Source organism: Micromonospora sp. NPDC049559 (assembly GCF_040676675.1).
GTDB lineage: Bacteria > Actinomycetota > Actinomycetes > Mycobacteriales > Micromonosporaceae > JBFAPK01.
This window is the reverse complement of the sequence record NZ_JBFAPK010000002.1, coordinates 528,921-542,786: the sequence shown is the minus strand read 5'-3', so window position 1 is coordinate 542,786 and position 13,866 is coordinate 528,921. Positions and strand designations below refer to the sequence as shown.

General features: G+C 67.5%; 8 protein-coding genes and 2 pseudogenes. 1 reads left to right on the top strand and 9 read right to left on the bottom strand.

Features of this window, described 5'->3' with window-relative positions; translation table 11 throughout:
- Positions 1 to 301: 301 nt before the first annotated feature.
- The 5 genes and pseudogenes from AB0J86_RS05300 to AB0J86_RS05280 all read right to left on the bottom strand — a co-directional run.
- Positions 302 to 922: pseudogene (locus tag AB0J86_RS05300) on the bottom strand (response regulator transcription factor); the annotation flags it as partial.
- A gap of 606 nt (positions 923 to 1,528) precedes the next feature.
- Positions 1,529 to 1,783, bottom strand: a complete 255-nt coding sequence (locus tag AB0J86_RS05295) for a hypothetical protein (RefSeq protein WP_363852853.1) — start codon at positions 1,781 to 1,783, stop codon at positions 1,529 to 1,531.
- Between the two features lie 83 nt (positions 1,784 to 1,866).
- Positions 1,867 to 3,381, bottom strand: coding sequence for a GMC family oxidoreductase N-terminal domain-containing protein (locus tag AB0J86_RS05290; protein WP_363852850.1), 1,515 nt, complete (start codon positions 3,379 to 3,381; stop codon positions 1,867 to 1,869).
- A gap of 159 nt (positions 3,382 to 3,540) precedes the next feature.
- Positions 3,541 to 3,750 (bottom strand): annotated as a pseudogene (locus tag AB0J86_RS05285) (IS630 family transposase); the annotation flags it as partial.
- Between the two features lie 291 nt (positions 3,751 to 4,041).
- A complete protein-coding gene (locus AB0J86_RS05280; RefSeq protein WP_363852847.1) occupies positions 4,042 to 5,208 on the bottom strand; it encodes a low temperature requirement protein A in 1,167 nt (388 codons plus the stop codon).
- Positions 5,209 to 5,501: 293 nt separating this feature from the next.
- Here AB0J86_RS05280 and AB0J86_RS05275 point away from each other — a divergent pair, with 293 nt between their 5' ends.
- Entirely contained in the window at positions 5,502 to 6,677 is a 1,176-nt protein-coding gene (locus tag AB0J86_RS05275) for a low temperature requirement protein A (protein ID WP_363852844.1), read from the top strand.
- Positions 6,678 to 7,105: 428 nt separating this feature from the next.
- Here AB0J86_RS05275 and AB0J86_RS05270 read toward each other — a convergent pair whose 3' ends face one another.
- The 4 genes from AB0J86_RS05270 to AB0J86_RS05255 all read right to left on the bottom strand — a co-directional run bounded on the left by AB0J86_RS05270 (position 7,106) and on the right by AB0J86_RS05255 (position 13,811).
- Complete coding sequence (locus AB0J86_RS05270; RefSeq protein WP_363852841.1) at positions 7,106 to 8,755, bottom strand: thiamine pyrophosphate-dependent enzyme; 1,650 nt, start codon at positions 8,753 to 8,755, stop codon at positions 7,106 to 7,108.
- Positions 8,756 to 9,036: 281 nt separating this feature from the next.
- Positions 9,037 to 12,132, bottom strand: a complete 3,096-nt coding sequence (locus AB0J86_RS05265; RefSeq protein ID WP_363852838.1) for an AAA family ATPase — start codon at positions 12,130 to 12,132, stop codon at positions 9,037 to 9,039.
- A 110-nt stretch (positions 12,133 to 12,242) separates the two neighbouring features.
- The gene (locus AB0J86_RS05260) at positions 12,243 to 12,824 is read right to left on the bottom strand and encodes a sigma-70 family RNA polymerase sigma factor (protein WP_363852835.1); all 582 of its coding nucleotides are present in this window, start codon (positions 12,822 to 12,824) and stop codon (positions 12,243 to 12,245) included.
- A gap of 405 nt (positions 12,825 to 13,229) precedes the next feature.
- Positions 13,230 to 13,811, bottom strand: coding sequence for a helix-turn-helix domain-containing protein (locus AB0J86_RS05255; protein ID WP_363852832.1), 582 nt, complete (start codon positions 13,809 to 13,811; stop codon positions 13,230 to 13,232).
- Between the last annotated feature and the right edge of the window lie 55 nt (positions 13,812 to 13,866).

The following is a 13,866-nucleotide window of genomic DNA, read 5'->3' as shown; positions in this document are numbered from 1 at the left end:
CGGCTGGATAACCGATAGGCTCCGGGCGCTGTTCCCGGCGACGGGTGGATGGGCACCGGACGGGTGAGCCCTGCCGGGATAGCCCCTGGCCCCCCGGGTGGAGCGCGGAGGCATACCGCATCGATGGCCCGCTGTTCTTCGCCGCGGCGCACCGGACTCTTCGGCTCACATCCCGGGCGTCGCCCCCGCGTACGACGACAGCCGCCAGGGTGGGAACAACGCACCGGGTACCGACCCGCGTCGGGTGAGCGCGATCACAATTCAGCGTCGGGCGACCACTCGGCGATGGGCTACCTCTGCAGATCAAACCGGAACGCAGCGCGTAGGCGACCGCATGGGAGCGGTTGCGTAGATTGAGCCGGTGCAGGACGCTGTAGATGATGTTCTTGATGGTCCGCTCCGAGTAGGCCAGCTTGCTGGCGATCTCGTTGGTGTCGAGCCCGTCGGCCATCAGCCGGAGCACGTCGACCTCGCGTGGGGTCAGGCCGGCGGCGTTCAGACCGTTTGGGGCAAGCACATCGCGCTGCATGCGCTCGATGTGCCTGAGTAGTCCGCCCACCAACTTCGGGGGCATCACCCCATCGCCCTTGGCCGCGGCCAGCACGGTGTACGCGAAGCGGTCCGCAGTCACCGCGGGCCGGGGCAGGATCGCGACGACCCGGCATTCGACGGCTATGAGCAGTTCGGCTTCATTGATTTCGTTGGTGATGAGTACGACGGGGACGCCGACCTCGGTCACGGCCCGGCGAAGCATGGCCACGGCGTCGGTGGTGAGGCGCTCGACGGACACGATGAGGACTTCCGCCTCGGTGTGCTCGACAGCGCGCAGCAGGATCATCTCCGGCCGCGATCGCACATAGCTGGCCAGGCCCTCGTGGGTGAGCGGGTCGGTCGCCTGCAGGGCTACCCGAAGCTTTTCCACGGCTTCCTCCGGATTGGGATCGACCCGATCTGACGGACAAGGGTGTGATGGGCTGGCTGAGCCACCCCTGCGGTTGGACAACTCCGCCTTCGCGGCGGAGCGGGGCGACCCAACCAGGGCGTTGTGCCAACAACGGGCCCGTAAGATCTACCGACGGACGGACACCCGGCGCCGGCCAGCCGACTGGGTATGCCGACGACGGTGTCACGGAGGCCCCGGTGTGGCTGAGTCGCCACCGTCCCGGCAGGACGACGTCCGGCCGGAGTTGGCGAGGTTCTCGGTCGGTCGCCCGTCCGGGCCGCCAGCGATCGGGCCCGGCGGGCGACCGACCGAGAACCTGTCCCTCCTGGACGCCTTCGGGGTCGTTGGTCCAGGGTGGAACGGTCGTCACCTCGTCGGACAGGGGTGGACTCCTGCATCAGCGCCGATTGGCTGTCGAAAACCAGGCCCGCCCGGCAGGTCGACGAAGATCCGGGTCTCCGCCGCGTCGTCGTCGCCTTGGACCGGATTGGCCAAAGACCACCTGCTTCTTGGTACCGACAACAGGCGGCCGATGCGTAGCGCGGTGTGCATCCGGGCGCTGGTCGAGCTGATGTCACAGAGCTACTACAGTTCGGTCACCTCGGTGAGTTCGAAAGTCAGCAGGCCTTCCCGGACCAGGGGAAGGCGTTCGAGCTGCTCGACGGCCTCCTCCACGGTGGCCGCCTCCACGACGCTGATGACGCCGCCGCCGGAAACCCGCTTGAAGACTGCCTTGACGGTACCCCCGGCGCGAAGCTGCTCCAACACCTCAGCCTCTTCGGCCATGAACGGACCGAATTCGTTCGGGCGCAGGTCGGTTCCTGATGCGATGAAGATCATGGTTGCTCCCACGATTAGCGGCGTGGTCGTTTGATGTGAACCGGGAAACTCTCTGGTCGAGCCGTTCTCAACAGCGTGCCCGCTTAGGTCGTGGCCAGGAGAGACGCCGCTCGTTCGGCAATTGCCAGCACGGATGCGTTGGTGTTTGCCGACACGATGGAGGGCATGACCGAAGCGTCTGCGACGCGCAGTCCATCAATGCCGCATACTCGCAACTCAGGATCGACCACCGCGAACCGGTCGGTGCCGATCCGGCACGTCCCCACCGGGTGAAAATAGGTTCCCGCGCTCTTCCTGACGTAGGTGCGAAGTGCCTCGTCGTCCTGTGCCTCCGTGCCGGGATGCGACTCGGCAAGCCTCCAGGGTGCCAGGGCGTCTCCCTCGCCTATCTGGCGAGCCAGCCGCACGCCCTCGACCATCCGATCAAGATCACGCTCGTCGGTGAAGTAGGCGGGGTCGATGAGCGGCTGGCCGGCGGGGTCCGCCCTGTTCAGCCGTACCGAGCCGCGACTCTCGGGGCGCATCAGTGCGACCACGATGGAATAGGCCTCATCGATGTTGTCGCTGATCGACCAGCGAGGTCCCCACGCCGCGGGGCTCAGAATCACCTGCAGGTCCGGGTCCGCTCCCTTGGCGCTCCGGCACAGAAGACGCGGCGGATTGGCGAACGGCCCACCGGTTAGTAGGGGCTGCTTCGCGGTGTAGTTCACCCAGCTCACCACGTGGTCCTGGAGGTTCTCGCCAACACCGGGCAGGTCGACATTGACATTGATCCCGAGCATCCTCAGGTGCGAGGCCGGACCGACTCCGGAGAGCAGCAGCAGTTGAGGTGATGCGATGGCTCCCGCCGCCAGCACGACCTCACGATCGGCGACGGCCGTGTGCACCTCGTTGCCGACGACGTACTCGGCGCCGCCGCAGCGTCGCCCGTCGAGCAGCAGCCGACGGACGGACGCGCCGCTTACCACTGTGAGGTTCTGGCGGTCCAGCACGGGGAGCAGATAGGCGTCGGCAGCGCTCTGGCGTTTTCCGCCGACGATGTTCATCTCGCTCCAGGCGACTCCTTCGGCTTGAAAACCATTGCCGTCCCCGGCGTCCGGGTAGCCAAGGCTCAGTGCCGCCTGATACCAGGCGCGCGGCAACGGCCCGGGCTCGGGACCGCGCTCAAGGCGCATCGGCCCGCCCGTGCCGCGTACCCGGGGGTCTCCATCGAGGGCCCGCTCGGTACGTCTAAGGAACGGCAAAATCGAATCGTAGTTCCAACCGACTGCCCCCGAGGTCTCCCATGCGTCATAGCTGGCCCGGTCGCCACGCGTGTGCAGCATGGCGTTGATGCTGCTCGATCCGCCCAGCACCTTGCCCCGAGGCCAGGCATGTACCGCGCCCTCGGTGCCGGCCTGGGGTACCGTCGTGTAGGCCCAGTCGACGGGCGACCCCCATAAACTGAACGCGCTCGCTGGATCAGCCATGGTGTCCGGGCCAGTATGCGGGCCGGCCTCGAGAAGTAGCACCCGCGAGCCCGGGTCTTCGGAGAGGCGTGCGGCCAGCACGCAGCCGGCGGTGCCGCCGCCGACGATGATGAAGTCGAAGTTGCTCATGCTCTCTTCCTGCATGTTCGTTTGCGGTCAGGGCCACGCCGCCGTTGGAAAGTCGCCGCGGCGTCACAGCGCGTATTCCCTCGTATTTCTCCCGGCGATTTTTCGCTGCGCGAAGGTCGGTACACGGGTAAATCGTAAGAGCCGTAGATACATGTCCGATTAACGTGTGGTCGACGTTCTCGCAGGCAGTGTCCGGGCGGTCGTGGTCCACACAAATGGTTTGGGGTCTTGTCCAGGCTTCGATCCAGGACTTCACGTCGGCTTCCAGGACTCTGACACCGCGTGGGCGCTGCGTCGTAGTTCGCGGTTGGTCAGGTCGGCGAACCAGCGGTCGACGAGGTTGAGCCATGAGGAGTACGTCGGGGTGAAGCGAGGGGGTAGTAGGTGACACCGCCCGCGGTGACCTTGCAGATCTCCGAGTGCTTCGATCCCGCCGGTGCCGCGGCGGTCGTTGCCCGCAGTCTTGGGCTGGGCTGCTTCGCCGGCTGCGTCAGGCTGGGCTTGGCCCGGCTCCGGCTGGGCCGGTGCCGGGCTCGCCTGGCTGGGTGCGGGCGCAGCGGCGTAGCTACCTCCGGGTCGGCGACGACGCGGACCGGTACGCGGCGCTGCATGGGGGTTGCCGCGGCGAGTCGTCGGTCGTCTTTTACCGGCGTTGGTTGATCAGGTGGCGACCGGCCGGCGACGACTGACAATCTCGCTGACCAGGGTGATCAGTAGGACCAGGTTGGTCACGATCATGATGCCGAGTGGTGGCAGTAGGGGCATCGCGGGGGCGATCACGGCCAGCACGAGCAAGGCGATGGATCGGGACCAGAGGATCCGGCTGGTCACCAGGTAGTCGAACATGCAGGTGCCGAGGAGGAAAAGCCCGGGGCCGCCGAGAAGGGTGAGGATCCAGGCCACCGGCACGTCACCGAACGGTCGGTTGAACGTGAGCGAGGTGCTGGTCGAGATGACTACGATGCCGGCCACCATCACCAGATGGGTGTAGGAGGTGGAGGTGGCTGGACGGACCCGCTCCACGGAGGAGACCTCGCTGGGAGCCAGCAGTTGCTGGACCCGCTGGAAATACAGCTGGAAGAGGAGCATCGCGTTGGCGAACGCCACTGCGGCAACGGCTACCCGGCCGCCATCACGGTGGGAGAATGCGAGCCCGGAACCAGCGGTGAGAATCAGCTCGCCGATCCCGATGATGAAGATCTGCCGGTGGCGCTCGGTCAGGTGGATGCCGGTGAAGATCTGGCTGGCGAGTTCGGTGCGGCCGAGCCTCGGCGTCGGCCAGCCGATTCGGGCCGACCAGAGATCCACTGCCGCCGCGATTCCCCAGAGCGCCAGCCGGATGTTCCCCTCGGTGAACACTCCGGCGACCCACAGCGGGGCGGAGACGAGGAACCAGAAGAAGACCCGAATGCTTCGGGCCTGGATGTACGGGTTTACGCGGGTGCCGGGAATAAGGACCGCGTCGCGGGCGACATGGATGCCGAAGTACGCTGCGACGAAGACGAATCCATGCGCTCCGAAGGCGCTCGGCACCGTGACGGCCATCGCCAGCGTGCCGAACATGACCACAAGAACCAGGCCCTGGATCACCGGCAGCTGGGGGTCGAACAGGTCAGTCAGCCAGGCGGTCAACACCCAGACCCACCAGGCGGCGAGCAGCAGTACAGCGGTCTGAGCCACGTTACGTGTGGTGAGTTCACCGGCAAGGCCTTGCGACAGTCGGGAGAGCATGAAGATGTAGACCAGGTCGAAGAAGAGTTCCAGAAAGATCGGCTGCTCATGCTCGCCCCGCCGGCGAAGGATCCGGGGCTGATCGCCAATGGCCACCGTTGCGACCTCCTACGGCCCCTTCAACGCCGGATTCCTTGGCTTGTGGGTCCGGCTTCGACCGCAGCGGAGTGCGGGGACGCAGGCGAGGAGACACCACATCCAGGTGGATTTGCCCGGTCAAGCCTATAAAGCTCGTCGTAGGCGGGCAGCGAAACGGCCCGGCTTGACCAGCCTGCTCGGCGGAGGGCGCTGGCCGGATGCCCATCATTCCCATCGCCTCTGACGTGGAACCCGTAGTGTGGTGGAGGCAACCACGGTGCGGCGGCAGACCAGGCTAGATGGGCTGATCGATGGCAATGCGCGGCGACGCTGGGGTGGCGGTTCCAGCCCGGCCTGATCCGGCCCGCCCCGCGATCCTCGAACTCTTTTTCGACCTCGCCTTCGTCTTTGTGCTGATCGCTCTCTCGGAAAAGTTGCTCAGCGAGCTGACCTGGGTGGGCGCGTGGCAGACCCTGATACTGCTGTTGGCGTTCTCGTTGCTCTGGGCGCTGACCGCCTGGGCGGGTGACGTGGTGGATCTGAGCGAGCCCTTGATCGGGCCGCAGATCGTCGTGGTCATGGCGGGCAGCCTGCTGTTGGCGAGTGCCGTGGTCGACGCGTACGGCAACAGTGGCCTGCTGTTCGCGATTGTCTATGTGACGACCAGTCTCACCAAGGGCGTCTACTATCTGCTGATCGTCCCGAACCCGGCGTTGAAGCTCAGGGTTCGCCGGATCCTTTTCTGGCAGGCCGCCGCAGCGGCACCGTGGATCTTGGGCGGGCTGCTGGCTGGGACCACCCGTGGCGTGCTCTGGGCGGCGGCGGTAGCGGTGGAATACACCGGGGTTGTGCTCGGCTGGCCCACGCCGTGGTCGTGGTGCCGACTGCCTTCGGCAGCAGAGGTGGTCGGCGAGCGGATTGCCGAGCGCTATCGGCAGTTCATCATCGTCGCGCTCGGCGTGTCGATCTTTTTGACCGGCCGGTCGTTCAGCCTGAGCGGATTCACGACTGATCAGGCCTGGGCACTCGCCGTGGTCTTCACGATCACGGTAATGATCTGGCGCATCTACATCTACCGTGCCGGAGATCAACTGACCTCCGTCATCGCCACGTCCGCCAATCCGGCCCGACTCAGAGAGATCATCGCGTTTGTTCATCTGATCATGGTGGCGGGCATCCTGTGCACGGCGGTGACTAGTCAACTCGTCATCGAACGGCCGTTCGGCGACACCCCGACGTCCTGGGCGGCGGTTATCCACGGCGGCCCGGGCCTGTTCCTGATCGGCCGCGTCCTGCTCGACTACACCCTGTTCGGGCGGGTCGACCTGGTCCGGCTGAGCGGGCTGCTCCTGCTGGCCGGTCTGGCACCGGCCGCGCCCCTGCTGCCACCGGTGATGGCCGCGCTTGTCGTGATGGTCATCTTGATCGCTGTCGCGACAGGGAACCTGGTCGGGGACCGGATCCGTCCGCCGACGCCCGCACCGTAACCGGGATGGTCAGCCGATCAGAAGACCCGAGCCGGTCGGCCATCGCGGCGGCCTCGGTGCGTCCGGAGAGCGGCGCGTAGAGCATGGTCGCCGGGTGGTAGCGGAGCGGCGTGGCAGCCATCACCATTCGCGGCGGTCGCGGATCACCGCACGCAGCGCGTTGACCTGCCCGGCCCTGGCCGTGCGGGGTACGCGGCACCAGCCCATTCGCCGCTGGGCGATACGGCCGCCACGCGCCCCGGCATACCGGCATCGTCCCGTGGCCCGTGGGGGACCGCGCAAGACTGCGATCTTCGGCGTATTCCGTACCTCATCCAGCTCACCCTCAACAACGAGTTCGAACGCTGTGGAGGGTGAGGCCGGATGACGCCCTCCGAGCACATCACGACCGGCGTGCCATCAACCCAGTGAACCTCCTGGTCGGCGCACTAGGGATTCGGAGTGGTCGCCGCGGTTCGGGACGGTGGCAGGAGGAACGGCCAGGGCGAGCTGTCGGTGTCGAGTGGCATGGGAACCTCGATCACCGCTGGCCGCCCGGCACCGAGGGCCTTGTCCAGGGTCGCCCGCAACTGCTCGGGGTTCTCCGCTCGGTGGCCGTCGGCGCCGAAGGATCGGGCGAGCGCGACGAAGTCGGGGTTGTGCAGTTCCGCGGCGAGAGCCCGTCCGTTGAAGAGACGTTGCTGGTCGGCCAGGACGTTGCCGTAAGCGTTGTTGGTGAAGACGATGGTGACCACGTCGAGGTTGTACTGCACCGCGGTGGCCAGTTCGGTCGCCGCGAAGAGGAAGCCTCCGTCACCGGTGATCGACACGACCGGCGAGCTGGGATGGGCCGCCTTCACTCCCAGCGCGGTGGGGAACCCGAACCCGAGCGTCGCCTGCGAGCCGCTGGAAATGAAGGTACGAGGGTTGCGTACCGGGAACGCGACAAGCGACGCGAAGCCAACCTGTGATATCTCGTCGACGAAGAAGCCGTCGTCGGGCAGCACGGCGCGGATCGCGGCCAAATACTCGGTGTGCGGCTGCAGGGAGGCGGTCAACCGGTCACGGACGCTTTGGCGCGCCGCGTCGAACTCGGCCCTGCGGGAAGGCCGCGGCTGGTCGGTGCGAAGCCGTTCGAGTAGCGCCGCCACACCGTCGCTGGCGTCACCGGTCAGTCCCACCGTCGGTTGTAGCCGCGCATGCTGCTCGGGGTCGATGTCCAGGTTGATCGTCTTGAGGCCCTTGGGCCGGTCCGGCCACCTGAACCAGACGAGCTCCTGCCGCGTGCCCACGGCCAGCAGTACGTCGGTATCCGACCAGCGTTCAAAGCCTTCCGCGCTGTTCATGGCGGATGGATGCTCGGCGGACACCACCCCGCGGCCGCCACGCAGCGAGACCACGGGGGCCGCCAGCAGTTCGGCCAGCTCCGCGACCGCTGCCGAGGCATCCTGAGCCCCACTGCCAACCATGATCATCGGGTTGCGGGCGGAGCGCAGCAGGGCCACAGCCTCGTCGAGGTCAGCCGGGTCGATCTCGGGTGCGACCACCTCCCGCGGTGCCGGCTCGAGAACCGGGGCCGACTGGGCCATGACGTCCCACGGTACCGAGACGGCCGCCGGCCGTGGCCGGCCGGATGTGGCCTGCCAGAAAGCCTCGGACAGGACGCCGGGCGCGTGTGCGGGGTGAGTGACGGCGCCCGCCCACTTGGTGAAGGAACGAAGGGTGGCGAGCTGGTCGGGTAGCTCGTGAACGTGCCCGAGACCGCGGTGCAGCGCCGAGGAGGGAATGTCACCCGCTATGCAGACCATCGGCGTGCTGCTGCCGTAGCCGGTCAGCATGGCCGCGCTCGCGTTGAGGACGCCCGGGCCGGGTACCACGGCCAGCACCCCGGGGCGGCCGGTGGAGCGGGCGTATCCGTAGGCCATATACCCGCAAGTCTGTTCGTGACGCGCCCCGATGACGGTGATCCGGTCCTGGACTTTGGCCAAAGCGTCGAATAGAGCGTAGGCCTGAACACCCGGAAGCCCGAACACCATATCGACCCCGTGCGCCATCAGTCCCTCGACCAACGCATCGCCGGTAGTACGTTGTCTCGTCATTAACGTCCAACTTTCACATCGGCTTCGGGCCCAACAACGGCGGACCCTCAGCGATAACGGATTCGCCGCCGGCTGCAGTTCAGGCGGAGGCCGTATAGTGAGCCAACCCACCCAGCCGAGTCCTCGCAGCTCCCAAAATCACGGGCGGCCTGTTCCATGTCGGAAAGGTCGGCGAGGGAGAACGGCGCAAACGTTGCGGGAAAGTCCTCTGACGATTTCGGACACGTCGCATCAAAGGGCAGAAGGCTCGTGGGCGGGCGTACCCGACCTGAGGCTCACCCTCATCGGGCGGCGCGTCCGCCGATCAGCAGACCGAGCCGGTGCGCGATCGCCGCCGCTTCGGTGCGACCGGAAGCACCGAGCTTGGTGAGGATGTTGGAGACATGGGTGCTGGCGGTCTTCTGCGAGATGTAGAGATCCTCGGCGATCCGGCGGTTGCTGTGTCCCGCCGCGACCAGCCGTAGCACCTCTGATTCGCGAGGGGTGAGCCCGAGGGAGCTGACCGCGTCGGTGGGGGGATGGGCCGCCGGTTTGCTGGTCGGTGTGAGGCCCGCCCGTTGAGTCAGCGTTTCGATGTCCAGACCCAGCAGGCGGGCACCGAGCCGGTCGACGATTTCGCGGGCCCGGGCGAGTTGCTCGGCCGCATTGACGCGCTGGTGGGCACCGAGCAGCGCGCGGGCGTGGCCCAGGTGGGCGATCGCCAGCTCGTAGGGGCGCTGCAGCGGCTCGAAGGCGGCGACCACCCCCGCCCACCGATCGGGGTCGTCGGCGCCTTCCGCCCGGTGCACCTCCGCCTGCAGCAGGTCGTGGAAGGCCCGGGAGACGGGGAATACCACGTGTAGTCGCGCGGCGGCCTCGCGGATAGCGGCGAGTATCGCCGGTGTATCGCCGGTCGCGCCCGAGGCCCGCGCGCCGGCCTCGATCGCCGCGGCGGCGCACAGCATCGGAAGCGAATAGCGCACCGGACCGGTGGTCAGGCCCGCGGCATGTGCGCGAAGGAACTCGGCTCGCGCATCGGCGAGCCTGCCCTGCCGCGCCGCGATCTCCATGGCGTAGTGGACCAGGGACACGAGCAACTGCGGCTGGAGGTCCTCGGTGCCGAGCAACCGACGGCTCAGGGCGAGCTGGGTTGCGGCCGTGTCGATGTCCCCCCGGGCCAGCAGAGTGTACGAGCGGCGCATCGCGATGACCGCTCGGGCCTTGTACGACTGCGCGACCGCTGCCGCCTGGTCGAGGGCGGCATCGGACTCCGACCAGCGCCCCAGGGAGAAGAGCGAGAGCGAGCGGTTGGCATGCACCCAGGCCTCGGTCTCGGTCAGGCCGAGCGAGCGGCACACCTCGACGCCGTGCTCGGCCGCAGCCACCGCCTCCTCCGACCGGCCCACCCCCTCGAGGGACGACGGCAGGTTGTGGTTGGCCCGGCCGATGATTCCGACCGCGCCCAGTTCCTCGGCCCGTCGGCGTACCTCGTACAGTTCGACGAGAAGCTTGCCGTCGACGTCGGTCTCGGCGCCGAGCCAGCACCGGGTGATACGGGCGTGCAGTTCAAGGTCCTCGGCTCCGACGAGGCTGGCATAGTCCACGGCGCGCTCGGCCGCGAGCTGGCTCTCCGGCCCCGGCCGGTGCTTCGCGCCCCAGCTGGCGAGCTGAATGAGAACGTCAGCGTGTACGGCCGACGGAGGGAGTCCGCGTACCAGATCGTGGGCATTGCGCAGCTCCTGCCACCCGTCGCCGCGATTCAGTTCCTGCACCAGCGCGGCGCGTTGCAGCCAGAACCAGGCCCGGTACAGCCGGTCGCCGTCCGGCGCGAGGAGTTCCAGTGCCTGGCGTGCCAGGTTGAGTGCCCGGTCGCATTCCCCGCTCTGCCGGCCGGCGACGGTCGCCGCGGCGAGTAGATCTATGTAGCGCGCGGCTCCGTCGGCCCCATGACCACGCAGCGGGTACGTCTCCGAGTGGCTCAGCGGACGCAATGCGCCGCGTTCCGACTCCGGCACCCGGCCCCAGAGTTCCATCGCGCGTTCGAGCAACCGCAGCTGCTCCGCGTACGCGTAGCGGTTGCGCGCCTCGACCGAGGCGGACACGCTCATCCGTAGGGCTTTGACGTCGTCGTGCGCGTTGTACCAGTGGTGGGCGAGACGCGTGGCCAGTTCCTCGTCGCGGACAAGCGACGGGTCCGCCTCCAGCGCCTCCGCGTACTTCTGATTGATCAAAGACCGCTCGCCCGGCAGGAGGCTGCCGCTCACTGCCTCACGGACCAGCGAGTGCCGGAATCGGTAACCGGATTCGTCCGCGGCCGGGATGAGGATGTGCGCGAGTACGGCGACGCGCAGTGCCTCGATCAGCTCTTCTTCCGGCAGGCCGACTACGGCCTTCAACAGCGGGTAAGTGACTGCCACGCCACCTTCCGCCGCGATGCGGATGATTTGTTGACTGCTGTCCGGCAACGCATCCAGTCGGACCAGTAGCAGGTCACGGAGGTCATCCAGGCGCACCCGCGCATGGTCGACGTACGAGCGGGCGAGTTCCTCGACGAAGAACGGGTTGCCGTCCGACCGTTCGAAGATCTCGTTGAGCAGGGCCGGGTTCGGCGGGACACCGAGGATGCCGGTGAGCTGCTTCAGGACCTCGACCCGATCGAACCGGCGGATCTCGATGCGCTGCACCGAGCGTAGCCGGTCAGCCTCCGCGAGCAGCGGGCGTAGTGGATGTCGGCGATGGATGTCGTCGGAGCGGTAGCTGGCGATGATCAAGAGTCGACCATTGCGTCTGGTACGGAACAGGTAGCCGAGGAGGTGGCGGGTGGACGGATCGGCCCAGTGCAGATCCTCGATGACCAACACGACCAGACGGCTCGACGCGAGCCGTTCCAGGATCCGGGCGGTGAGCTCGAAGAGGCGGGCGCTGTCGTCGTCGCCCTGCCCTATTGGTCCCGATGGGCCCAGGTCCGGCAGGATCCGGGCGAGTAGCTCCTCGTGTCCCGCGCTCGCCGCTCGGACCTCCTCAGGCAGCTGCTGCCACAGGGCACGCAGGACCGCGGAGAACGGGGCGAACGGAAGGCCTTCGCCGCCGATCTCCACACAGCCGCCGGCCGCCGTTGTCGCGGACCGGGCCTCAAGGGTACGGAGCAGCTCCTCGATCAGCCTGGTCTTGCCGACGCCCGCCTCGCCGCGCAGGAGCACCGCCTGGGGTGCCCCACCATCGGCCAGTTCGACCGCGCGGCCGAGTGCTTCGAGCTCCGGACCCCGTCCCACGAAGACGGAGCTGACGGGTCTGACCTCCACGGGGGCAATCATGGCACGACCGGCGGCGCGGGCCGCCAGCGCGCGGGCCGCCAGCGCGCGGGGCGCTTCGTGACCGCGGCGCGTGATCGCGGTCACGAAGTGGTTCTCCCAACCCGGGACCGTTCCCGTATGACCACGAACTACCGCCGCGGCGGCCGAGGAATCGACGCTTGGACCCCGCCAGCCGACGACGCCCGGTATGCCGGTCATCCCGCAACGGCACCGATCGCCGCGGACAACGACCGCAGCGCGTAGTGGGTACGCGACTTGACCGTACCGACCGGGACACCCAACCGGGCTGCGGCCTCCGCCGCGGACGCATCCCGATAGAACATCTCAACGAGCACGGAGCGCTGCTCGGATGTGAGCGCCCGCATCGCCTGGCGCACCAGATGCGCGGTGGTGATCCGCTCGATCGGGTCGTCCGAAGCGGGCAGCCTCGCGACGTCGGCGGTACCGACCTCGCTCGGTCGGGCGTTCCGGGCGCGTGCCGCGTCAATCGCGATCCGCCTGCTCACGGTGAACAGCCAGGGGCGTACCCGATCCCCGCCGGTGCCCAGCCCGTCCAGGTTACGCCAGGCTTTCAGCATCGTCTCCTGCAGGAAATCCTCCGCGGCCTGGGAGTCGTTGTACGTGATGCCAAGCAGGAACCGGTACAGCGGTCCAGCGTGGTCGCGATAGAGCGTGCGCATCCACTCGTCCGCCGCCATCGGCGGCTCGGTGTGGTCGCGGTCGCTCGGGTCGGCATCGACCGCTGCGCCCTTCTCGGACGCGGAAACGCTGGTCATGGAAGGAACTCCCTTCGTGTGCCGATTTCGGCACGTCCCGTCACTCGTGCGCCAGCGGTGCGGAACACAGCTTCACCACCTGCTGATCCGCCGCCTGTCAGAACGCGATGGGAATCCGGGCGTCCGCTGACCGGTCTTGGGCGTTACGCGTGCCTTCGAAGGTCGCAGTCAAAGCGTCGTCCCGCATCGGTAGGATTCCGCATATGCCAAGCCGGCACGCTGTGATCACTCGCCATTGAGCACACACGCCTCGGGATAAATCCTTAGCCTCGGTGATTCGCGGGACGTGAGTTCCCCGTTTTGAGCGTGCGGCGGTTACCTGCCGGATACGGCGGGCCTGTCGTACCTGTCGCCGTACGCCGACAGACGTACGCTGTCCCTGTATCACCCAGGGGTTGTGTCGGCTCAGGTCAGGCAGCGCAGCGCGACCTCGGCGGAGCGCATCAAGGTGGCTCGGTCGGGGTTGATGGCGCCCATCACGCGCAAGCCTTGCAGGCTGGTGACGAGGAACACGGCTAGGTCGCTCGCGCTGCGGTCGGCCGGAATATCGCCACGCAGCTGTCCCTCGGCGAGCAGGTCGAAGAGGGTGAGTTCGAGTGACTGGGTGGTTGACCGGAGTCGCTCGGCGACCCGGAGGTCGCTGTGGGCCCGCTCCATCGCGGCACCGACGATCAAGCACGCCTGCCGCCGACCGTCCCGCACGATGTCGTCGACAACGCCCACGAACACCTCGCGGATGACGTCGCGGGCGTCGTTGCCAGAGCGCAGCATCTCGGCCAGCGGGGTCGCGTACCGCTGCCGGTAGAGGTCGAGCGCGGCCAGGTAGAGGCCGTCCTTGCTGCCGAACGCGGCGTAGAGCGATCCGCTGCCCAATCCGGTCGCCTGGGCGAGATCGCGCATGGAGGTGCCCTCGTAGCCCTTGTGACGGAACACGTCCATTGCCGCCGCCACCGCGACCTCAAGGTCGAACTCTCGAGTGCGAGCCATCCTCCCACGATATACGCCTTTTTGGAACGGGCGTCAAAGTTCCGGTCGGGTCACC

What these genes read in the sequence shown, in the direction of transcription:
- AB0J86_RS05295 (WP_363852853.1), bottom strand. Translation starts at nt 1,783, where the DNA reads ATGATCTTCATCGCATCAGGAACCGACCTGCGCCCGAACGAATTCGGT.
- AB0J86_RS05290 (WP_363852850.1), bottom strand. Translation starts at nt 3,381, where the DNA reads ATGAGCAACTTCGACTTCATCATCGTCGGCGGCGGCACCGCCGGCTGC.
- AB0J86_RS05275 (WP_363852844.1), top strand. Translation starts at nt 5,502, where the DNA reads ATGGCAATGCGCGGCGACGCTGGGGTGGCGGTTCCAGCCCGGCCTGAT.
- AB0J86_RS05270 (WP_363852841.1), bottom strand. Translation starts at nt 8,755, where the DNA reads ATGACGAGACAACGTACTACCGGCGATGCGTTGGTCGAGGGACTGATG.
- AB0J86_RS05260 (WP_363852835.1), bottom strand. Translation starts at nt 12,824, where the DNA reads ATGACCAGCGTTTCCGCGTCCGAGAAGGGCGCAGCGGTCGATGCCGAC.
- AB0J86_RS05255 (WP_363852832.1), bottom strand. Translation starts at nt 13,811, where the DNA reads ATGGCTCGCACTCGAGAGTTCGACCTTGAGGTCGCGGTGGCGGCGGCA.